Here is a 20847-nt window from a genome sequence, read left to right on the forward strand (position 1 = left end):
AGCTTGATGCCGATGGAGGCGAGCACCTCGCCGAGGGCCCGCATCTTCTCCAAGGCGGGCTCGTCGTGCACCCGGTAGATCAGCGGCTGGCGCGCCTGCTCCAGGGTCTCGGCCGCCGCGACGTTGGCCTGGATCATGAACTCCTCGATGAGCCGGTGGGCGTCGAGGCGGGCCGGGATCACCACGCGGTCGACCGCCCCGTCCGCCGTGAGCAGCACCTTGCGCTCCGGCAGGTCGAGGGCCAGCGGTCCGCGGGCGTCGCGGGCGCGCCGCAGGGCCTCGTAGGCGGCCCAGAGGGGGCGCAGCACGGGCTCGAGGAGGGGCGTGGTGACCGCGTCGGGGAAGCCGTCGATGGCGGCCTGGGCCTGGGCGTAGCTGAGCTTGGCCCGCGAGCGCATCATCACCCGGTGGACGCTGTGCCGGCGCTTGGTGCCCTCGCCGTCGATCACCATGCGGACGGCCAGGGCCGGCCGGTCCTCCGCCTCGCGCAAGGAGCAGAGGTCGTTGGAGATGCGCTCGGGCAGCATCGGCACGACCCGGTCGGGGAAGTAGACCGAGTTTCCGCGCAGGAGCGCCTCGCGGTCCAGCGCCGAGCCCGGGCGCACGTAGGCGGCGACGTCGGCGATGGCCACGGTGACGACGAACCCGCCCGGATTGGCCGGGTCGGGATCGGGGACCGCCATCACGGCGTCGTCGTGGTCCTTGGCATCCGGCGGATCGATGGTCAGGAGCGGCGCGTCGCGCCAATCCTCGCGCCCGTCTTGGCCCACCGGCACCACGGCGTCGGCCTCCGCCAGGGTGGCGGCGGCGAAGACGTGGGGGATGTGGTGGAGATGCAGGGCGATCAGGCTGATCGCCTTCTCCGAACCCAGGGAGCCGAGGCGCTCGCGCACCCGGCCCTGGGGCAGGCCGAAGCGGCTCTCGCGCTGGAGTGTGACGCTGACGAGATCGCCGTCGCGGGCCTCCCCCTCCTCCCCGGCGGGGATCGCGACCTCCCGGCCCTGTGCCCGCTTCTCGACGGGGATGATGCGCCCGCCCTCGGGGCCGACGCGGAAGACGCCGATGATGTCGGACTTGTTCTTGCCCAGCACCTTGATGACGCGACCGGTATAGCGGCCCGGCTCGCCGGAGCTGGCCTCCACACGCATGAGCACGCGGTCGCCGATGCCGGGCGCCGGCTGGCCCGGGCGCTTGCCGCCGCGGGGCGTGGGCACGGTGATCTTCGGGGGGGCGCCGTTGCCCACATCCCACTCGGCGGGGCTTGCCAGGAATTCCCCGTCGCGGTCGCGGGCGGTGATGTCGGCGAGGACCACCGGCGGCAGGCGGCCGGAGGGCGCGAGGCCGCCGCGCCCGCGGGCGATGGCGCCGTCCTCCTCGATCTCCTTCAGGATGCGCTTCAGGCCGATCCGGTTGGCGCCCTTGATGTTGAAGGCCGCCGCGATCTCGCGCTTGCCGACTTTCTCGGTCGAGGCGGAGATGAAGGCGAGGATCTGCTCGCGGGAGGGAAGGCCGGCGGCGCCGGGATTGGGATTGATGCGTTTTGCCAAGGGATCCGGCTCGCTGCGTGGGCGCGAAGCCATACGCGAAGAGGACGTGTCTCGCCGGGGGCGGGATCGCGACCCGACGACGAGGTCTTAACATGGGCGCTGAACCCCGCACCGGCAACGGCGCTGGCCCGGCCCTCAACATGGTTCAGCCGGTGGCGGCGGACTTGCGCAGGCGCTCGACCGCCGCGTCGACGTCGAAGCCGGGCGCGGTGAGTTCGGCCAGGGTGAACGGACAGAGGGCCGGGAAGCCGAACTCCACGTGCGCCTCCGCCTCGCGGTACGCGGGCGCTTCGGCCTCGCGCACGCCCTGGGTCCAGAAGCCCTCGATGTTCAGGCTCTTCGTGCCGTCCGGGTCCGCCGCGAGCTTTGCCTGACTCTGGCGTGCAGCCTCGCGCCAGAGGGCGCTCGCCCGGTCGTCGGACATCAGGGCGGCCCGCACGAGGTTGGCGAGGAGGGTGCGCAGTTCCGTGGCGGTCTCGGACATGAAGGGCGCTCGGCGCGAGGGATCGGTCCGGACCCGGGGCAAGCCTCGCGCCAGACCGTGTGCCGAGGCGCCTCAGTAGGGCGTTCCCGTCGCCCGCTGCGCCCGCAGGGCCTCGGCATACCAGACCAGCTCATCGAGGAAGCGCTTGGCGGCCTTCGGCAGCCAGTCGTCCTGGGCCGCTCCGGCCTCGTCCAGGGCCTTGCCGATGCGGGGGATCGGCAGCAGCGAAGGAATGCTCGCGGCGCCGAGCTCCGCCATCATCGCCCGCAGCTGCATCGCCGCACGGACGCCGCCGTACTGGCCGGCCGAGTAGCAGACGATCCCGGAGGGCCGCCAGGAATACTCTTCCAGGAAGTGGTCGAGGGTGTTCGAGAGAGCCGGCGGAATCGAGTGGTTGTACTCGGCCGAGACGACCAGGAAGGCGTCCGAGCGTCGGTAGAGCGTCGCCAGTTCTTCAAGGACGGCGGGCGCCTCGCCCTTCGGGTATTCCTTGTACATCCGGTCGAGGAGGGGGAGCTTCAGCTCGGCCGGGTCCACCAGCGGCGCCTCGATGCCCCGGCTCTCCAGCTCGCGGATGACGAAGCGGGCGGCGCGCAGGCCCTGCCGGTCGGAGCGGACCGAGCCGAGAATGACGGGGACGACGAGGGACATGGGAGGACCTCCGGGGGATGCCGTCCCTGGATACGCCGGAGTGCCGGTGGCCACCAAGCCCGCCGCCCCGGTGGCTCCATCGTCAGAACCGCGTCGTCAGCCGCGTGAGCCAGTCGGGAGAGGCATCGACGAGCAGCGTCTCCAGCGCCTTGTCGGTCCCCAGCACGATCGCCAGCCCCGTCACCACGAGGATGAGCCCGAGGGCGAGTTTGAGGCCCTTCCCGAGGCCCATCATCCGGTCGCGCCAGCCCACCAGGGTGGCGCGGGACAGGGTGCCGAGGACGACAAGGGGGAGGGCCGCGCCGAGGCCGAACAAGAACATGGTGAGGGCGACGGCGCCGAGGTCGCGCCCCTGGGACGCGAGGAGCGAGGCGGCCCCAAGGGTCGGCCCGACACAGGGGCTCCAGACCGCGCCGAGGAGGAGACCGACCCCGAACTGCCCCGAGAGGCCGGCAGTGGAGAGGCCGCCGAAGCGCGCCTCGGTCCAGTTGCTCAAGGGGCCGGCGGCGACGGCGAGCCGTGTCTGCGCCGCCGGCAGCATCAGCACCACGCCGAGCAGGATCATCAGGACGGCGGCGCCCGTCCGGAAGATCCCGGTGTCGAGCCCGAGGCCGAAGCCGATCGTGGCCACGAACAGGCCGATCGCCACGAAGGAGAGGGCGAGGCCGGAGGCCAGCGCCAGCGGCCCGAGCCGGTGCTCGGAGGCGGCGGCGCCGAGGACCAGCGGCAGCAGCGGCAGCACGCAGGGCGAGAGCACCGACAGCAGGCCGGCGAGGAAGGCCAGTCCCAGGCTGGTGCCCACGGGGTCGCCCTAGAGGGTCTTCTCGACGAGGCCCTCGATCCACTCGGGCTGGGTCTCGCCCACCGAGCGGCCGGTCTCGGTCTCGCCCTTGAAGGCGATCAGGGTGCTCTGCATGCGGGCGTTGAACTGCCGCAGCACGTCCTTCCGGGTGTCGAAATCCACGTCGAAGATGACGAGATCCTTGAAGCGGGGCTGCTCGGCGAGCTTGGCCAGGATCGGCTTCTGGGTCTTGCAGATCGGGCACCAGGGTGCGCTGACCTCGACGAGGATCGGCTTGCCCGCATTCTGTGCGGCGGCGAAGGCCTCCGGGGTGAAGGGCACGCTCTCGGCGGCGCGGACTGGCCCCGCGAGGGCGAGGGGCGCCAGGGCCAGGAGGGCGAGGAGCGAGCGGCGGTACAGCATGGAAGGCCTAGCCTCGGCTTGATGTGGATCGGGCCTCATGGCCCGGCGCCGTCCTTGGCGCGTCGCGTCCAGGTTTCGTCGGGGCGGATCGCCGCCGTGTCGTGCCGTTCCTGCCACCCCTCGATGCCCTCGGGATACCAGTGGACGTTCCGGTAGCCGAGACCGACGAGGCGCTTGCCGAGGTTCCAGCTGCCCCAGCAATCCGGGTGGCAGTAGGTGACGATCGCCCGGCCGCGGTCTCCCTGCGTCAGGGCCGCGACCCGATCGGCGAGGGCGGTCTGCTCCGGCGCCGAGAGGGTGCCCGACCCGGCCCCCGGCAGCCAGGTGCTGTCCGGGATGGCCCGGTGGATCGGCCGCCACAGGCGCCCGGCCGGCTGGTTCGGCGGTGTCGGGTCGGCGTCGGACACGTCGATCAGCAACGCCGAGCCGGTCGCGATCAGGGCGTCGAGCTTGGGCCCGTCGACCACCGTGGCGCCCGCCAGGGACTTGGGGGTGTAGCCCTGGAGCGCACCCTCCCACAGGCCGGCCGGCTCGGGGACGTCGACCGGCGAGACTGCCGGGGCCGCGGCGGTCAGAACCGTGACCGCCAGGAGGACCGCCGCGACCCCGCAGAGGCGCTCAGTTGCTGGCGACCGGTGCATCGAAGCTGTGCTCCCAGCGTCCGCCCTGGTTGTCCTGCGTCACCACCGTGACCGGTCCCTTGCCCTCGGGGAGCATGGCGAAATTGATCACCGGGTTGGCCGAGATGGAGATGTCGCCCTCCATCACGAAGACGTTCTTGCCACCGTAGTTGACGCTGATCCGGTTGATGTAGCGCGCCGGCGTGTACTCGCGGCTGACCTGGTTCATCTGCAGGCCGGTGAAGTTCGGATGGCGGATCATCAGGGTCGCGCCGATGGGCTTGCCCGGGGCCGCATCGGCGAATTTCAGGCGCATGTCGCCCATGCCCTTCATCGCTTCCTCGTCGGTCATGCCCATGGGCGCCGAGCAGCCGCCGGAGGCCTTCACGAATTGGGTGGTCTGCACCAGCGCTCCATCCTTGGTCTCCGCGACCGCATGGACGTTGGTGTAGGTGTTCACCCGGACGCGCAGCTTGAGTTCCTCGGGATCGGCGGCGGGGCCGAAGGTGAAGTGCGCGGCGAGGGGCGCCGGGTTGTCGTCGATGACGAGGTAGAGGCCCTTGATCCGGTCCTTGTCGGCGATCGTCAGGGTCAGGGGCACGAGGGAGGCGTCGTTGGCGCGGTCGGGAAGGTCCATCCGCACCAGCGGCTTGGCGGTCTCGACCGGGCGGTTCCCGAAGATCGATTGCTGCAGCTCCTTCCAGCGCGCGTCGCGCTCGGCGACGTCGTCACCGGCTGCGGCCCGGACGGTGACGGGTACGGCCAGGGCCGCGAGGAACAGGCCGGCACTCAGGGCGGCGGCGCGGTGGGACATCCGCATGGCGTTTCACTCCTCGCACGATCGTGCAGGCCTTCTCGCGACAGCGGTGGCCTTTGCAGCCTGCTTACGCCAATGCGCCACGAAAGTCCGAGTTCGGATGGTGGGGTGCGGAGATATCTTGCGCAAGATTGCGTGACGAGGCGTCGGGCACGTCAGGGCGTTCGATTCGTCGACGCATCCGTCTTCGTCGCCGAATCGATGTCGCCGTGTCGCGTGCCCCTACCAGAGCGAGAATTCCGTGCCGAAATCCGTGGTCTTGAGCCGATCGCAGGTCTGCGGGTCCGCCCGGCAATCCGCGTCGGGCTTCAACGCGAGGGTCCCGTCCGGGGCGGTCTCGAAAGTCAGGAGCACCGGGGGTTCGTCGCCCTTGGTGTAGGCGAGGCTGACCTCGAAGCGGACGAAATCGAAGCGGTCGCGATCGGCATAGACGATGAGGTCGCGCGAGACCGACTCGCCGGGATTGAGATCGGAGGGCTCGCCCCCCGTCGCGGTGGCGCCGGCGAACAGCCGGCCCTCGCGCAGGATCGCCTCGCCGGGACCCGCGAAGTCGTAGGCGCGCGCCGTCCGTGTGCGATCCGCCGACGCCTGCCCGTCCGCGGGCTTGCCGCCGGAGGACGCATCGAAGCGCACCCGTACCCCCGTAACGTTGTAGACGAGGCCGAGTACGCGCACGCCGGTCTGGCCGACGTTCTTGCGCGTCACCGTGGAGCGGATGGCGACGTGCCGGTCGCGCTCACCGGCCCGCACGAGGCTCGTGGTCACCGAGACGGCAGGCGGCTCCAGGGCCGGCTTGATCCGGGCCTCGTAGATGAAGGTGTAGACCGCCCATGCGCCGGCCGCGAGGATCGCGAGGGTCTGCACCAGGGCATTGGTGCGCTCCAGGCGGTCGCCCCGCCGGGATCGCTGAATCTGGTCGTCCGTCTGCATCCCGGTCCCGGCCCTCACGTCGGGGCGGCAAGCCCGCTGGCAGGGTCATGGTTCCGCCTTCGGAGCCTGCCGCGACCCACGGTCGGGATTCCGCAGGTCGCTGGAAACGCACAACGCCGGAGCCCCGTGCGAGGCCCCGGCGTTGCGCCGTCATCCGGTGAGCCGGGCGCGCGGCCCGGCTCGGTCGCTCTCAGAGCGAGTAGTACATCGTGAACTCGACCGGGTGCGGGGTCATCTCGTAGCGCATCACCTCGGTCATCTTCAGCTCGATGAAGGAATCGATCTGGTCGTCGGTGAAGACGTTGCCGGCCTTGAGGAAGGCGCGGTCGCGGTCGAGGTTCTGCAGGGCCTCACGGAGCGAGCCGCAGACGGTGGGGATCTTCTTCAGCTCGCGCGGCGGCAGGTCGTAGAGATCCTTGTCCATGGCCGCGCCCGGATCGATCTTGTTGATGATGCCGTCGAGGCCGGCCATCAGCAGGGCCGAGAAGGCGAGGTAGGGGTTCGCCATCGGGTCGGGGAAGCGGACCTCGACGCGCTTGGCCTTCGGGTTCGTCGTCCACGGGATGCGGCAGGAGGCCGAGCGGTTGCGCGCCGAGTAGGCGAGCAGCACGGGGGCTTCGTAGCCGGGTACCAGGCGCTTGTAGGAGTTCGTCGACGGGTTGGTGAAGGCGTTCAGCGCCTTGGCGTGCTTGATGATGCCGCCGATGTACCAGAGGCACTCCTGCGAGAGGTCGGCGTACTTGTCGCCGGCGAAGAGCGGCTTGCCGTCCTTCCAGATCGACTGGTGCACGTGCATGCCCGAGCCGTTGTCGCCGTAGACCGGCTTCGGCATGAACGTCGCGGTCTTGCCGTAGCTCTGGGCGACCTGGTGGATGCAGTACTTGTAGATCTGCATGTGGTCGGCGAGCAGCGTCAGGGTGTCGAACTTCATGCCCAGTTCGTGCTGGGCGGACGCCACCTCGTGGTGGTGCTTCTCGACCTTCACGCCCATGGACTGCATGGCGGCCAGCATCTCGCCGCGCATGTCCTGCGCCGAATCCTGCGGCGGCACCGGGAAGTAGCCGCCCTTGGTGGCGACGCGGTGGCCGAGGTTGCCGCCCTCGTAGTCGGTGAAGCCGTTGGTCGGCAGCTCGGTCGAGTCGAGCTGGAAGCCGGTGTGGTACGGGTCGGCGCCGAACTTGACGTCGTCGAATACGAAGAACTCGGCCTCGGGGCCGACATAGATGGTGTCACCGATGCCGGTGGACTTGAGGAAGGCCTCGGCCAGCTTGGCGGTGCCGCGCGGGTCGCGGCTGTAGGGCGCGCCCGTGGAGGGCTCGAGCACGTCACAGACGATCGACATGGTCGAGGCCGAGAAGAACGGGTCCATGCAGGCGGTCGCCGGGTCCGGCATCAGCAGCATGTCGGATTCGTTGATGGCCTTCCAGCCGGCGATCGACGAGCCGTCGAACATCGTGCCTTCGGAGAACATGTCGTCGTCGATGAGCGAGACGTCGAACGTGACGTGCTGCCACTTACCGCGCGGATCGGTGAACCGAAGGTCGACGTACTTGACGTCGTTGTCCTTGATTTCCTTCAGGACGTCGGCTGCAGTCTTGGCCATCCTTGGGGGTCTCCTTCATGTCTCGGCCCGTTGCGGCCGTGGTTTTGCCGCAGCGGGCACCGGCGCGCCGCAGAGCGGAAGGGTCTTCGGCGTCAAGCGTCTTCGGCGCCAAGCGTCCCAGGCGTCAAGCGTCTGGCACGTCGAGCGTCTTGGGCGTCGAGCGTTTAGCGCAGGTGAAGCCTTCCGGCCAGCGCAATTTCACGCGGACCAGCTCGGAGCGGCCGGGAGAAGATCCGCAAAAACAGAAACTTAGTTCTGTCTTTCACCCATCTTGGCCGGGCCGGACAGCCGTGATGAAATCGGGCGGCGGAGACCGGGCCCGTCAGCGCCTTCAAACCCCGTCGCGTCCGGAAGACTCTGCCGGCAAGGCTCTGCCGGCAAGGCTCTGTCCGGTTTTCAGGCGCTTGCGCCTCCGGATGCCCTCCGCCGGGTGGCCGACCCATTCGTCGGCGTCCCAGGCGAAGTCCGGCGCCCGTTCAGTCGTACCGAGCCGAGCGGGGCCACGCTGCCGGTCCGGCGCAGGGGATGGTGGTGGGAAGGCGGATGATCCGGAACGTCGTCCGTGCGGCACCCGGAGACGGCCTGTCGGATCGGGTGGGCATCACGCCAATCTCGCGGATCGCGGACCGGCTCGAGCGGCAGGGTGCCTGCGCCAAGGGGGCGAGGCGCGCCAGCTCAGATCGCGTCGGTCCCGGTCTCGCCGGTGCGGATGCGGATGGCTTCCTCGATGGTCGAGACGAAGATCTTGCCGTCGCCGATGCGACCGGTCTGGGCCGACTTGCGGATCGCCTCGACGGCACCCTCCACCAGCGCATCCGACAGGACGATCTCGAGCTTCACCTTGGGCAGGAAGTCGACCACGTACTCGGCCCCGCGATAGAGCTCGGTGTGGCCCTTCTGGCGTCCGAAGCCCTTCGCCTCGATCACGGTGATGCCCTGGAGGCCAACCTCCTGAAGAGCTTCCTTCACCTCGTCCAGTTTGAAAGGCTTGATGATCGCTTCGATCTTCTTCATGCCGGGCGGGCCTGACCTCGATGCTGCTTGATCCATCGTTGGTATCATCGCCGTCCGGCCTTCGCCACGCCGATTTGTTCGGTGAGGGCGGAAAACTGCACAACGAATATGCACGCACCGCAAATCGTTTGGGCGATTGGCGGAGTTGAGGCCGTTTCATGAGCCTCATACGAGCAGCCCAGCCCGAAACGCCGAAGGAAACCCCGATGACCACCCTGCGTCTGCTCAACGTCGAGGCGATGCGCCGGGTCGATGCGGCGGCGATCGCGGCCGGGACCGCCGGCCTCGCCCTGATGGAGCGGGCCGGAGCCGCCGTGGCGGAGCGCGCCCGGGCGCTGGCCGGGACGGGCGGGCGCATCCTGGTCCTGTGCGGACCCGGCAACAATGGCGGCGACGGCTACGTGGCGGCCCGCCGCCTCGTCGAGGCCGGCCATCCGGTCGACCTCGCCGGACTGGTGCCGCCTGCGGGTTTGTCCGGGGATGCGGCCGAGGCGGCGAAGGGCTGGACCGGGCCGGTGCTCGTTCTCGGCGCAGTCGGCGACCTCTCGGACTACGACCTCGTGATCGATGCCCTGTTCGGAGCGGGCCTCGCCCGAGACCTCGCGGATGACGTCGCCGCCCTGGTGGAGCGGCTCGGGCAGGCCGCCTGTCCCGTCCTCGCCGTCGACGTGCCGAGCGGAATCGACGGGGATACCGGCGCCGTGCGCGGCATCGCGGTGCGGGCCACCGAGACCGTCACCTTCGTGGCCCTCAAGCCCGGACATCTGCTTCAGCCCGGACGGAGCCATTGCGGCAGCCTGCAGGTGGCCGAGATCGGCACCGGGGCGGACGCCCTGGAGGCGAGCCTCGCCGGGGCCGCGCCGGCCTGGCGCAACGGCCCCGGCCTCTGGGAGGCGGCCTTTCCGCGCCTGAGCGCCGCCAGCCACAAGTACACGCGCGGGCACGCCCTGGTCCTGTCTGGCCCCGCCACCCGCACGGGGGCGGCCCGGATGGCGGCCCGCGCCGCCCTGCGGGTGGGCGCCGGCCTCGTCACCCTGGTCTCGCCGAGCGGCGCCCTGGCGGAGAACGCCGCCCATTGCACGGCGATCATGCTGCGCGCCTGCGACAGCGCCGACGACCTCGACGACCTCCTCGTGGACGAGCGCCTCAACGTCGTCCTGGCCGGTCCGGGCCTCGGGGTCGGCGCGGCCACCCGCGACCTGGTGGCGGTGGCCGCCGCGGCGGGCCGCACCCTGGTCCTCGATGCCGACGCCCTGACGAGCTTCAAGGGGCAGGCCGCTCTCCTGGGGGCGCACCTCTCGGACGGCGGGTCCACCGCGGTGCTGACGCCGCACGATGGGGAATTCGCCCGCCTGTTCGAGGGGACGGACGCGGCGGATCCGGAGGCGGACAAGCTGACGCGCGCCCGCCGCGCCGCCGCCCTGGCCGGCGCCGTCGTGGTCCTGAAGGGCGCCGACACGGTCGTCGCCGCCCCGGACGGACGGGCCGCCATCAACGATCACGGCACGCCTTATCTCGGCACCGCCGGCGCCGGCGACGTCCTGGCCGGCCTCATCGCGGGGCTCCTGGCGCAGGGCATGGCGCCCTTCGAGGCGGCCGCGGCGGCGGTCTGGCTCCACGGCGATGCCGGCTTGCGCCACGGGCCGGGCCTCATCGCCGAGGACCTGCCGGAGATGATGCCCGAGGTTCTCGGCGCGCTGCTGGCCTAGGTCACCTCGAACAGGGTCCAGAGCCCGGTGTCGAAGCGCTCCAGCACCGTGGCGCTGATGAGCCAGCGCCCCGGATTGTCGGCCTTGAAGGCGATCCGCGCCGTACGCCCTTCCAGAAGCTGGAAGGTGTCGAGCCAGTAGGGCTCCCAGCCGTCGTCGAGGGGGTGGAGCAGCCGGAAGACGTGGCCGTGCAGGTGCAGCGACTGTGGGAACGCGGTCTCGTTCCGGATCGCCAGCACTACGACCTGGCCGCGCTTGACCGAGAACAGCGGCGCCATGCCGGCCGTGCCGGGGGCGCCGTTCACCGACCAGACCCGGGCGGGATCGCCGGTATAGACCGGCTCGGCGGCGGGCTTGTCCTTGTCGACCCGGGCGCCCCCCGTGAGGGTGATGTCGCGCCGGACCGCGTTCTGCAGCTTCACTTCCGCCGGCAGCAGCGGGTTGTCGCCGATCTTGGCGATCGGCGGCCGCGGCGGTGCGGCGGACTCCGTCGTGGTCGCGAGGGTCGCGAGGGCGATGCCGTTCCCGATCAGCGCCGTGATCGCGCCCTTGGCGCCGGCCTCGGTAGGCATGTCGAGCATCAGGTCGTAGCGGGTGCCGGGCGGGAAGGGCAGGGTGGCCCGCAGGGGCTCGAAGGTGTCGGTGGGCTGGCCGTCGACCGCCAGCACGTAGACCTTTACGCCGTCGAAGCGGATGCGGGTGCCGCGGGCGTTGCAGACGTTGCCGAGGCGCAGGCGCAGACGGCTGCCCGGACGGGCGGTGATCGGGGCCGGCACCGGCACGCCGTTGAGGGTGACGATGTTGCCCAGGCGCCCCGAGCTCGCCGCGAAGAGCGGCTGGCCGAAGGGCAGCAGGGTGGTCGCGTCGTCGAGCCGCCAGTCCTGCATCAGCAGCGTCAGGTCCTGGTCCACGGCGGGAGGCGTGGCCTCCTCGACCACCAGGGCGCCGGCGAGGCCCCGGCCGGAGGGCTCGCTCGACCCGCCGACCACCAGGGGACGAATCAGGAAGGTGCCGGCATCCGGCGGCACGAACGCGTAGGTGAAGTCGGCGCCCGGGGCGATCGGCGGCTGGGTGACGCCGCCGACGCCGTCCATGGGGTTCTGGTTGCGTACCCCGTGCCAGTGCAGGCTGAGCGGCTTGTCCGTCCTGTTCTCGACCTTCAGCCGCGCCGTCTCGCCGAGCCGGATCCGCACCACTGGGGGCGTCGTCTGGCCGTCGAAGCACCAGACCGGCGTCGGGGCGGCCGGCTCGGGCTTCAGCCGCAGGGCGCCGGGGGCCGCCGTCAGGGTGCGGGCGGGACCCGCCGTGGCTTGAGCCGGCGGTGCTGCGGCGGGGGGCGGGGGCGCCTTCGTCCCCTGCGCACGGGCGCCGCGGGGCAGCAGGGCCAGGGCCGCGACGCCGCCCAGCAGGGCGCGGCGCGAGGCCGAGACGGGATCGTTCGGGACGAGCGATCGGGTGTTCGGCATGAAACCTCGGCATCGGGGAGGGCAGGGCGGGGCGCGGGCGCGGCCGGGCGGCGTTCGTGGTCCGGGCAGCGCTTGTAGAATGCGGATTCGGCGGACGCCAAATCCCCGCGCGGAGGCGGTCGCCGGCCGCGGGGACGATCCGGGGCGGGGCCCGATTTTTTTGCTGCGGCCCGTGGCGCGCGTGCTATAGGACCCCGCTCTGGCGGCGGAAAGCGCGCCGGGCGTTGGCGCTTGCGGGCGTGGCGGAACTGGTAGACGCGCTGGATTTAGGTTCCAGTGTCGCAAGACGTGGGGGTTCGAGCCCCTCCGCCCGCACCAGTCCATCGCCATCGGGAACGGATTGGCTCAGTGCGATGGCCGGCCGGCCCGCTGCAGGAAGCCGGCCCCGGGCGGCGCATCGTTCCGGCGCCGACCTCGTGGGGCCCGCAGGGGCGGGCCGCGAGGGACCAACCGAATTTGCGCGATCACACGGACGACAGCGGAAAGACGACCATGCAGGTGACCGAGACACTCTCCCAGGGACTGAAGCGCGAGTTTCAGGTCCTGCTCGCCGCGAACGAGCTCGAGGAGCGCCTGACCAGCGAGCTGTCGACCCTCAAGGACAAGGCCCAGATCAAGGGCTTCCGTCCCGGCAAGGTGCCGGTCGCGCACCTGCGCAAGCTCTACGGCCGCTCGGTCATGGCGGACGTGCTGCAGAACGCCGTCAACGAGGCGAACCAGAAGATCGTCACCGAGAACAATCTCAAGCTCGCCCTCGAGCCCAAGATCGAGTTCCCTGGCGAGAAGTCGATCGTCGAGCGCGCCCTCGACGCAAAGGACGACGTCTCGTTCAACGTCGCCCTAGAGGTGCTGCCCACCTTCGAGCTCGTCGACCTGTCCGACGTCAGCCTGACGAAGCAGGTGGCCAAGCCCTCCGACTCGGAGGTCGACGAGGCCATCACCCGTATGGCCTCGTCCAACCGGTCCTTCGCGCCCCGCGAGGAGGGTGCCGCCGCCGAGACCGGCGACCGCGTCACCATCGACTTCGTCGGCCGCATCGACGGCACCGAGTTCGAGGGCGGCACCGGCGAGGGCATCGACCTGGAGCTCGGCTCCGGTTCCTTCATCCCCGGCTTCGAGGACCAGCTCGTCGGCGCCAAGGTCGGTGACAAGCGCGTCGTGAAGTCGACCTTCCCGGAGGCCTACGGCGCCGCTCACCTCGCCGGCAAGGACGCCGAGTTCGACGTGACCGTCACGGCGATCCAGGCGCCCGGCGAGACCAAGATCGACGACGAGCTCGCCAAGACCTTCGGCATGGAATCCCTCGAGAAGCTCAAGGAGGCGGTCGCCACCGCCATCGGCAGCGACTTCGAGGCGCAGTCCCGCCGTAAGCTGAAGAAGGACCTGCTCGACGCGCTCGACACCAAGTACGCCTTCGAGCTGCCCCCGAGCCTCGTCCACCAGGAGTTCGCCGCCGTCTGGGCGCAGGTCGAGCAGGACCTGAAGACCCGCGAGAAGACCTTCGAGGACGAGGGCACCACCGAGGAGAAGGCGACCGCCGAGTACCGCAAAATCGCCGAGCGTCGCGTCCGCCTCGGCTTGGTGCTTGCACAGGTCGGTGAGACGGCCGATATCAAGGTCTCGGACGACGAGGTGAACCAGGCGCTGATCGCCCGGGTGCGGCAGTATCCCGGCCAGGAGCAGCAGGTCTGGGACTTCTACCGCAAGAACGCCCAGGCGCTCGCCGAGCTCCGTGCGCCGATCTTCGAGGAGAAGGTCGTCGACCACGTGCTCGCGCAGGTGAAGCTGGTCGAGGAGCCCGTCTCGAAGGAGGCGCTGTTCGCCGACGAGGACGACGCCGAGGCCGGTGCCGAGGGCAAGTCCGAGACGAAGAGCGAGACCAGCGAGTCCGCCGCGACCGGAACCGACGAGGGCCTGCCCGCCGTCGCCAAGGCCGACTGAGCCGCGCTGCTCCCACGAGGGCGGCGGGCTCGAGAGTAAGGCGATGTTCACCATCGCCGTAGTTCGCTGAAACGTCCGGTGCGCGCCCGATTCGCGGCGCGGCCGGACCCCTTGTAGCTGGGGCACGTGATGATGAGAGATCCGGTCGACTATTATAACAGCGCGCTCGTGCCCATGGTGGTCGAGCAGTCGAGCCGCGGTGAGCGTGCCTTCGACATCTACTCGCGCCTGCTGCGCGAGCGCATCATCTTCCTTACCGGCCCGGTCGAGGATTACGGCGCGTCGCTGATCGTCGCGCAGCTTCTGTTCCTCGAGGCCGAGAATCCCAAGAAGGAAATCTCCTTCTACATCAACTCGCCGGGCGGCGTCGTGACCTCCGGCCTGTCGATCTACGACACCATGCAGTTCATCCGCTGCCCCGTCACCACGCTCTGCGTCGGCCAGGCCGCCTCGATGGGCTCGCTGCTCCTCACCGCCGGCGAGCCGGGCCACCGCTTCGCCCTGCCGAACGCCCGGATCATGGTCCACCAGCCCTCCGGCGGCTTCCAGGGCCAGGCCACCGACATCCTGATCCATGCCCGCGAGATCGAGGCCCTCAAGAAGCGCCTCAACGAGATCTACGTGAAGCACACCGGCCGCGACTACGACACCATCGTCCAGGCGCTGGAGCGCGACAACTTCATGACGGCCGATGCCGCTAAGGAGTTCGGGCTCATCGACGAGGTGATCCAGAAGCGGCCCGAGCCCGTCGCCGCGTAGAGCCGACCGGGACCGCCGGGCCGTCCGGCCCGGCGCGTCGTTTCGAGGCGGGGCGCAATTTCGGCGCCTGCCTTGATCCCGTCGCGGTCGCGTGCTTGCATCGCCAGTCTGATCGAAGCCGGCAGATGCGCGCAGGTGACTGTTTCTTTAGGCGGACGCCATTAAATTCGAAGGATGCGTGTGCGCCCCGGACCGGCGCCATGCCCGCGAACGGAGACCGATATGAGCAAGACTGGCGGCAACGACTCAAAGAGCACGCTGTACTGCTCGTTTTGCGGCAAGAGCCAGCACGAGGTCCGCAAGCTGATCGCGGGCCCGACGGTGTTCATCTGCGACGAGTGTGTCGAACTGTGCATGGACATCATCCGCGAGGAGTCCAAGTCCTCCCTGGTGAAGTCGCGCGACGGGGTCCCGACCCCCAAGGAGATCCGCCGCGTCCTCGATGACTACGTCATCGGCCAGGATTTCGCGAAGAAGGTCCTCTCGGTCGCGGTCCACAACCACTACAAGCGCCTCGCCCACGCCTCGAAGCACAACGACGTCGAGCTGGCGAAGTCGAACATCATGCTGATCGGGCCCACCGGCTCGGGCAAGACCCTGCTGGCCCAGACCCTGGCTCGCATCCTCGACGTGCCGTTCACCATGGCGGACGCTACCACCCTCACGGAAGCCGGCTACGTCGGTGAGGACGTCGAGAACATCATCCTCAAGCTGCTCCAGGCCTCCGACTACAACGTCGAGCGGGCGCAGCGCGGCATCGTCTACATCGACGAGATCGACAAGATCTCGCGCAAGTCCGACAACCCGTCGATCACCCGCGACGTCTCGGGCGAGGGCGTGCAGCAGGCGCTGCTGAAGATCATGGAGGGCACGGTCGCCTCCGTGCCTCCGCAGGGCGGCCGCAAGCACCCTCAGCAGGAATTCCTGCAGGTCGACACCACCAACATCCTGTTCATCTGCGGCGGCGCCTTCGCGGGCCTGGAGCGGATCATCTCGGCGCGCGGCAAGGGCACCTCGATCGGCTTCGGCGCGACCGTGCAGGCCCCGGATGACCGCCGCACCGGCGAGATCTTCCGCAACGTCGAGCCCGAGGACCTGCTGAAGTTCGGCCTCATCCCCGAGTTCGTCGGCCGCCTGCCCGTGCTGGCGACCCTGGAGGACCTCGACGAGACCGCCCTCAAGCGCATCCTGCAGGAGCCCAAGAACGCCCTGGTCAAGCAGTACCAGCGCCTGTTCGAGATGGAGAACGTCGACCTGACCTTTCAGGAAGAGGCGCTCTCCATGGTCGCCCGCAAGGCGATCGAGCGGAAGACCGGCGCCCGTGGCCTGCGCTCCATCCTGGAGACGATCCTCCTGGAGACGATGTACGACCTGCCGGGCCTCGAGTCCGTCGAGCAGGTCGTGATCGGCCCTGAGGTCGTCGAGGGCAAGGCCCGGCCGCTCTACATCCACGGCGACCGCAACAAGGAAGCCCCGGCCAGCGTCAGCGCCTGAGGCCCGTTCGGGTCTCGTCAGGTCTGGTCGAGCCACGGGGCGGATGCTTGAAAACATCCGCCCCGATTTCCATCTGAAGCCTCAGCGCGATGGCCGCACGCTCACCCTCTGAGGTGCGGTGTCCCGCCACCAGCCGCACAGTCCAAGACCGTTTCCCGACTGTCTCCCAAGACTGTCCCCTAAGACACTTCCGACCCCCTCGCGGCCCGGTCGGCCCCTGGCAGGATGCTTGCTCCGGAGGAGGAGCGACTGCCCGGCGTCCATCATGAGGAAGTCCGATATGACCCAATCGAAATCGCGCCAGCCCGTCGTTCCGGGCTCGACGGGCTCTTACGCCGTCCTCCCCCTGCGCGACATCGTCGTGTTTCCCCACATCATCGTGCCGCTCTTCGTCGGCCGCGAGAAGTCGATCCGCGCTCTTGAGGAGGCGGTCCGCACCGACCGGCACATCCTGCTGGCCACGCAGATCAACGCCAGCGAGGACGACCCCTCGACGGACGCCATCTACAAGATCGGCACCCTCGCCAGCGTGCTGCAGCTGCTGAAGCTGCCCGACGGCACCGTGAAGGTGCTGGTCGAGGGCGCCGGCCGCGCCAAGATCTCGCGCTTCACCAAGTCCGACACCTATTACGAGGCCGAGGCCGAGACCCTCACCGACGAGCTCGGTGACAGCGTCGAGGCGGAAGCCCTCGCGCGCTCGGTCATCGCCGAGTTCGAGAACTACGTGAAGCTCAACAAGAAGATCTCGCCCGAGGTCGTCTCCGCGGTGACCCAGATCGACGAGCCCTCGAAGCTCGCCGACACCGTCGGCTCGCACCTCGCCGTCAAGATCGCCGACAAGCAGGCGATCCTGGAGATCCCCACCGTGGCGCAGCGCCTCGAGCGCGTGCTGTCGCTGATGGAGAGCGAGATCTCCGTGCTCCAGGTGGAGAAGCGCATCCGGACCCGCGTGAAGCGGCAGATGGAGAAGACCCAGCGCGAGTACTACCTCAACGAGCAGATGAAGGCGATCCAGAAGGAGCTGGGCGACTCCGAGGACGGCAAGGACGAGCTGGCCGAGCTCGAGGAGAAGATCGAGAAGACCAAGTTCACCAAGGAAGCCCGCGACAAGGCGGTGGCGGAGCTCAAGAAGCTGCGCCAGATGTCGCCGATGTCGGCCGAGGCGACCGTGGTGCGCAACTACCTCGATTGGATGCTCGGTATCCCGTGGGGCAAGCGCTCGAAGATCAAGAAGGATCTCCTCGGCGCCCAGGTCATGCTCGACGAGGACCATTTCGGCCTCGACAAGGTGAAGGAGCGGATCGTCGAGTACCTCGCCGTGCAGCAGCGGGCGAACAAGCTCACGGGCCCGATCCTGTGCCTCGTCGGTCCCCCCGGCGTCGGCAAGACCTCGCTCGGCAAGTCCATCGCCAAGGCGACGGGCCGTGAGTTCGTGCGCATGTCGCTCGGCGGCGTGCGCGACGAGGCCGAGATCCGCGGTCACCGCCGGACCTATATCGGCTCGATGCCCGGCAAGATCGTCCAGTCGATGCGCAAGGCGAAGACCTCGAACCCGCTCATCCTGCTCGACGAGATCGACAAGATGGGCATGGACTTCCGGGGCGACCCGTCGGCCGCCCTGCTGGAGGTCCTCGACCCGGAGCAGAACGCCACGTTCAACGACCACTACCTGGAGGTGGATTACGACCTCTCGAACGTGATGTTCGTCACCACGGCCAACACGCTGAACATCCCTGCGCCCTTGATGGACCGCATGGAGGTGATCCGCATCGCCGGCTACACCGAGGAAGAGAAGCTCGAGATCGCGCGCAAGCACCTGATCCCGGGCGCCGTGAAGAAGCACGGTCTCGACGCCAAGGAGTGGCAGGTCGACGATTCCGGCCTGCTGATGCTCATCCGCCGCTACACGCGGGAGGCGGGCGTCCGCAACCTGGAGCGTGAGATCTCCAACCTGATCCGCAAGGCAGTGAAGGAGATCCTCATCACCAAGGTGAAAGCCGTCAACGTCACCGAGGAGAACCTGCCGGTCTTCCTCGGGCCACCGAAGTTCCGCTACGGCGAGATCGACGAAGAGGATCAAGTCGGTGTGGTCACAGGTCTGGCCTGGACGGAAGTCGGCGGCGAGCTGCTGACGATCGAGGGCGTCATGATGCCCGGCAAGGGCAAGATGACGGTCACGGGCAACCTGCGCGACGTCATGAAGGAGTCGATCTCCGCCGCGGCGAGCTACGTCCGCTCGCGGGCCGTCGACTTCGGCATCGAGCCGCCGCTGTTCGACCGCCGGGACATCCACGTCCACGTTCCCGAGGGGGCGACCCCGAAGGACGGTCCGTCCGCCGGCATCGGCATGGCGACCGCGATCATCTCGACGCTGACGGGCATCCCGGTGCGCCGCGACGTGGCGATGACGGGCGAGGTCACCCTGCGGGGCCGCGTGCTCCCGATCGGCGGTCTGAAGGAGAAGCTGCTCGCGGCACTCCGCGGCGGGATCAAGACGGTCCTCATCCCCGAGGAGAACGCCAAGGACATCGCCGAGGTGCCCGACAGCGTGAAGAACGGGATGGAGATCATCCCCGTCTCGCGGATGGACCAGGTGCTCCAGCACGCCCTGGTCCGCGTCCCCGAGGCGATCGAGTGGGAGGAGCCGGCTCCGAAGGTCCGCCCGGTCATCGCCGACGACGATTCCGCGACGGTCATCGCCCACTGAGGACCGATGCAACCCTGACCTGAACCGAGGCCCCGGCACCAAGCCGGGGCCTTTTTCGTGCCCGGACCCGAGGCCCGCCGGGGGAGGGGGTTGCGCCCCCGCCCGCGCGTCCGCTACGAAGCCGTCGCACCGCATGCCGGCGCACGGGCGGTTAGCTCAGTTGGTAGAGCGTCTCCTTTACACGGAGAGGGTCGGGGGTTCGAGTCCCTCACCGCCCACCATTTGCAACGCGGCGATCGCGACCCTGCCCCAACGCTGAGGTGTCCCGTGGCGGATGATGGCGAGATCCACCCGCGGCCGGCCCGGGGATTCCCGCCGCCCTGGATCGTGGTCGAGCGGGACGGCAGCTTCTGCGTCGAGGACGGGGAGGGCTTGGCCGTGGCCTGGACCTACTTCGCGGAGGAGGCCGAGGCGCGCGCGGCCACGGGCGCGATGACGCGCGAGGAGGCGCAGCGGATCGCCAAGGCGATCGCCATGGTGCCGGAGATGCGGACCATCATCCGCTCCCTGCAGGACGGGCTCGCCGAGGCGGATGCCGACGATGCGCGGGACTGAGACGCCGCGATCGGCCGGGCCCAGGCGATGACCGTCCTCGGCATCGACGGGGTCGAGGCTATCGGCTATCTCGGCACGGCCCTCACCATCACGGCCTCGGCGATGACGACCATGATCCCCCTGCGGATCATCGCCCTCGTCGCCAGCGTCGCCGTCATCACCTACGGGGTGCTGATCGGTAGCTGGCCGGTGGTGCTCACCGAGGCGATCCAGATCCCCTTCAACGCCTATCGGCTCTGGCAGATGGTGCGCCTGGTGCGCCAGGTGGAGTCGGCGGCCGAGGGCGACCTGTCCCTCGACTGGCTCCGGCCCTTCGGCAGCGCGGTCCGCTTCAAGGCGGGACAGACCGTCTTCCGCAAGGGCGATGCGGCGGGCGAGATGTTCTACGTGGAGAGCGGCAGCTTCCGCATTCCGGAATACGGGATCGCGGTGCGTGCCGGCGGGGTCGTCGGCGAGCTCGGGCTGCTCTCGCCGGGCAACACCCGGACCGCCTCGCTGGTCTGCGTCGAGGCGGGGCAGGCCCTGCGGATCTCCTACTCGGAGGTCAAGCAGCTCTACTACCAGAACCCGGAATTCGGCTTCTATTTCCTGAAGCTCACCAGCGAACGCCTGTTCCAGGGCGCCCAGGAACGCGCCCAGCCCCGGGAGGCGACGCTTACGACCGGCACCGGGGCGCTCTGAGGCGTCGCCGGCCAGCGCAGGCCTCAGCCGCCGGCCATCACCAGGGCCCAGTAGCGTTTGTAGCGCGTGCCGGGAGCGTCGACGCGGGCGATGCCGATGCGTCGGAGCTGTGGGATGAGCATGTTCTTGTTGTGCTCGCCCGATGCCTTCCAGCGGGCCAGCACCTCGTCGAAGGTGGCCGAGCCGGCGCTGAGGTTTTCGGCGGCGTAGCTCCGGCCGAAGCCGGCCTGGGCCATGCGGGAATCGAAGGTGCCGCCGATCTCGTGGCTGAGGCGGCCGGCCTTGGCGTTCGAGGCGGCCTGGTAGGAGGCGGCCCGGATCAGGCTCGAATCGATCACCACCGGGCCGAGGCCGTGCTGCGCCCGGTAGCGCGAGATCGCGGCCGCGGCCGCCTGTTCGTCCAGGATGACCACGCTGGTGGGCTGGTCGGGAGCGAGGAGGGTGGGGCTGCCGCAGCCGGCCAGCGCCAGGAGGACGGCAAGGCCGAGGGCGCCCGCCCCGAGGCGAGGCGTCGGGTGCGGAAGGGCGGAACGGAAGCTGCGCATCGGTCTGGACGGATCTCGGGGGAGGGGCTTTCGGGGATCGGCCTCCCGCCTCCGCGTTCCGTGCGGCGAAAACGCGGCGATCCTGCCGCGCGCGCGCGCCGGAGGCGCGCCTGTGTCTCC

The 20847-nt window shown here is 69.6% G+C and carries 19 protein-coding genes and 2 tRNA genes (1 of these 21 running past the window's edge); 9 read left to right on the forward strand and 12 right to left on the reverse strand.

Annotation, left to right across the window (positions count from 1 at the left end):
* The 10 genes from rnr to AC1MGR_RS06100 all read right to left on the reverse strand — a co-directional run.
* A protein-coding gene (gene rnr / locus AC1MGR_RS06055; protein WP_480233986.1) for a ribonuclease R crosses the window boundary here: on the reverse strand, positions 1 to 1547 show its 5' portion. 763 nt of this gene lie to the left of the window's left edge; only the first 1547 of its 2310 coding nucleotides appear in the window; its start codon is at positions 1545 to 1547; its stop codon lies beyond the left edge, outside the window.
* Between the two features lie 145 nt (positions 1548 to 1692).
* Positions 1693 to 2031 (reverse strand): hypothetical protein, encoded by a 339-nt coding sequence (locus AC1MGR_RS06060; protein WP_480233987.1) that lies wholly within the window; start codon positions 2029 to 2031, stop codon positions 1693 to 1695.
* Between the two features lie 72 nt (positions 2032 to 2103).
* Positions 2104 to 2682, reverse strand: a complete 579-nt coding sequence (locus AC1MGR_RS06065; RefSeq protein ID WP_480233988.1) for an NADPH-dependent FMN reductase — start codon at positions 2680 to 2682, stop codon at positions 2104 to 2106.
* A gap of 82 nt (positions 2683 to 2764) precedes the next feature.
* A complete protein-coding gene (locus AC1MGR_RS06070) occupies positions 2765 to 3484 on the reverse strand; it encodes a cytochrome c biogenesis CcdA family protein (RefSeq protein ID WP_480233989.1) in 720 nt (239 codons plus the stop codon).
* Between the two features lie 9 nt (positions 3485 to 3493).
* Entirely contained in the window at positions 3494 to 3886 is a 393-nt protein-coding gene (locus AC1MGR_RS06075; RefSeq protein WP_480233990.1) for a thioredoxin family protein, read from the reverse strand.
* Between the two features lie 35 nt (positions 3887 to 3921).
* Positions 3922 to 4527, reverse strand: a complete 606-nt coding sequence (locus AC1MGR_RS06080; protein ID WP_108039338.1) for a rhodanese-like domain-containing protein — start codon at positions 4525 to 4527, stop codon at positions 3922 to 3924.
* Positions 4505 to 5320 (reverse strand): quinoprotein dehydrogenase-associated SoxYZ-like carrier, encoded by an 816-nt coding sequence (locus tag AC1MGR_RS06085; RefSeq protein ID WP_480234729.1) that lies wholly within the window; start codon positions 5318 to 5320, stop codon positions 4505 to 4507. The genes AC1MGR_RS06080 and AC1MGR_RS06085 overlap by 23 nt, the downstream gene beginning before the upstream one ends.
* A gap of 225 nt (positions 5321 to 5545) precedes the next feature.
* A complete protein-coding gene (locus AC1MGR_RS06090) occupies positions 5546 to 6253 on the reverse strand; it encodes a hypothetical protein (RefSeq protein WP_480233991.1) in 708 nt (235 codons plus the stop codon).
* Positions 6254 to 6443: 190 nt separating this feature from the next.
* Positions 6444 to 7856 (reverse strand): type I glutamate--ammonia ligase, encoded by a 1413-nt coding sequence (gene glnA, locus AC1MGR_RS06095; protein WP_108039334.1) that lies wholly within the window; start codon positions 7854 to 7856, stop codon positions 6444 to 6446.
* A 675-nt stretch (positions 7857 to 8531) separates the two neighbouring features.
* Entirely contained in the window at positions 8532 to 8870 is a 339-nt protein-coding gene (locus AC1MGR_RS06100) for a P-II family nitrogen regulator (protein WP_003600526.1), read from the reverse strand.
* Between the two features lie 206 nt (positions 8871 to 9076).
* Between AC1MGR_RS06100 and AC1MGR_RS06105 the strand changes: the two genes are divergently transcribed.
* Complete coding sequence (locus AC1MGR_RS06105) at positions 9077 to 10579, forward strand: NAD(P)H-hydrate dehydratase (protein WP_480233992.1); 1503 nt, start codon at positions 9077 to 9079, stop codon at positions 10577 to 10579.
* Here the strand turns inward: AC1MGR_RS06105 and AC1MGR_RS06110 are convergent.
* Positions 10576 to 12045 (reverse strand): multicopper oxidase family protein, encoded by a 1470-nt coding sequence (locus AC1MGR_RS06110; protein WP_480233993.1) that lies wholly within the window; start codon positions 12043 to 12045, stop codon positions 10576 to 10578. The two genes, AC1MGR_RS06105 and AC1MGR_RS06110, sit on opposite strands and share 4 nt — an antisense overlap.
* A 233-nt stretch (positions 12046 to 12278) precedes the next feature.
* Here AC1MGR_RS06110 and AC1MGR_RS06115 point away from each other — a divergent pair.
* From AC1MGR_RS06115 to AC1MGR_RS06150, 8 genes are all read left to right on the forward strand, one after another.
* Positions 12279 to 12363 (forward strand) — tRNA-Leu (locus AC1MGR_RS06115).
* 174 nt (positions 12364 to 12537) lie between these two features.
* The gene (gene tig, locus AC1MGR_RS06120) at positions 12538 to 13986 is read left to right on the forward strand and encodes a trigger factor (protein WP_480233994.1); all 1449 of its coding nucleotides are present in this window, start codon (positions 12538 to 12540) and stop codon (positions 13984 to 13986) included.
* 132 nt (positions 13987 to 14118) lie between these two features.
* The gene (locus AC1MGR_RS06125) at positions 14119 to 14745 is read left to right on the forward strand and encodes an ATP-dependent Clp protease proteolytic subunit (RefSeq protein WP_055955505.1); all 627 of its coding nucleotides are present in this window, start codon (positions 14119 to 14121) and stop codon (positions 14743 to 14745) included.
* 222 nt (positions 14746 to 14967) lie between these two features.
* Positions 14968 to 16239: an ATP-dependent Clp protease ATP-binding subunit ClpX gene (gene clpX / locus AC1MGR_RS06130; RefSeq protein WP_055955375.1), complete on the forward strand. Its 1272-nt coding sequence runs from the start codon at positions 14968 to 14970 to the stop codon at positions 16237 to 16239.
* A 280-nt stretch (positions 16240 to 16519) separates the two neighbouring features.
* Positions 16520 to 18946 (forward strand): endopeptidase La, encoded by a 2427-nt coding sequence (lon, locus tag AC1MGR_RS06135; RefSeq protein ID WP_108039326.1) that lies wholly within the window; start codon positions 16520 to 16522, stop codon positions 18944 to 18946.
* 145 nt (positions 18947 to 19091) lie between these two features.
* Positions 19092 to 19167: transfer RNA gene (locus AC1MGR_RS06140), tRNA-Val, on the forward strand.
* Between the two features lie 46 nt (positions 19168 to 19213).
* A complete protein-coding gene (locus tag AC1MGR_RS06145; RefSeq protein WP_480233995.1) occupies positions 19214 to 19501 on the forward strand; it encodes a hypothetical protein in 288 nt (95 codons plus the stop codon).
* Positions 19502 to 19543: 42 nt separating this feature from the next.
* Positions 19544 to 20182: a cyclic nucleotide-binding domain-containing protein gene (locus AC1MGR_RS06150; RefSeq protein WP_108039363.1), complete on the forward strand. Its 639-nt coding sequence runs from the start codon at positions 19544 to 19546 to the stop codon at positions 20180 to 20182.
* Positions 20183 to 20205: 23 nt separating this feature from the next.
* On the opposite strand, the gene AC1MGR_RS06155 is transcribed toward AC1MGR_RS06150, so the two are convergent.
* Positions 20206 to 20727: a CAP domain-containing protein gene (locus tag AC1MGR_RS06155; protein ID WP_480233996.1), complete on the reverse strand. Its 522-nt coding sequence runs from the start codon at positions 20725 to 20727 to the stop codon at positions 20206 to 20208.
* Positions 20728 to 20847 lie beyond the last annotated feature (120 nt).

Source organism: Methylobacterium sp. BI1 (assembly GCF_056680125.1).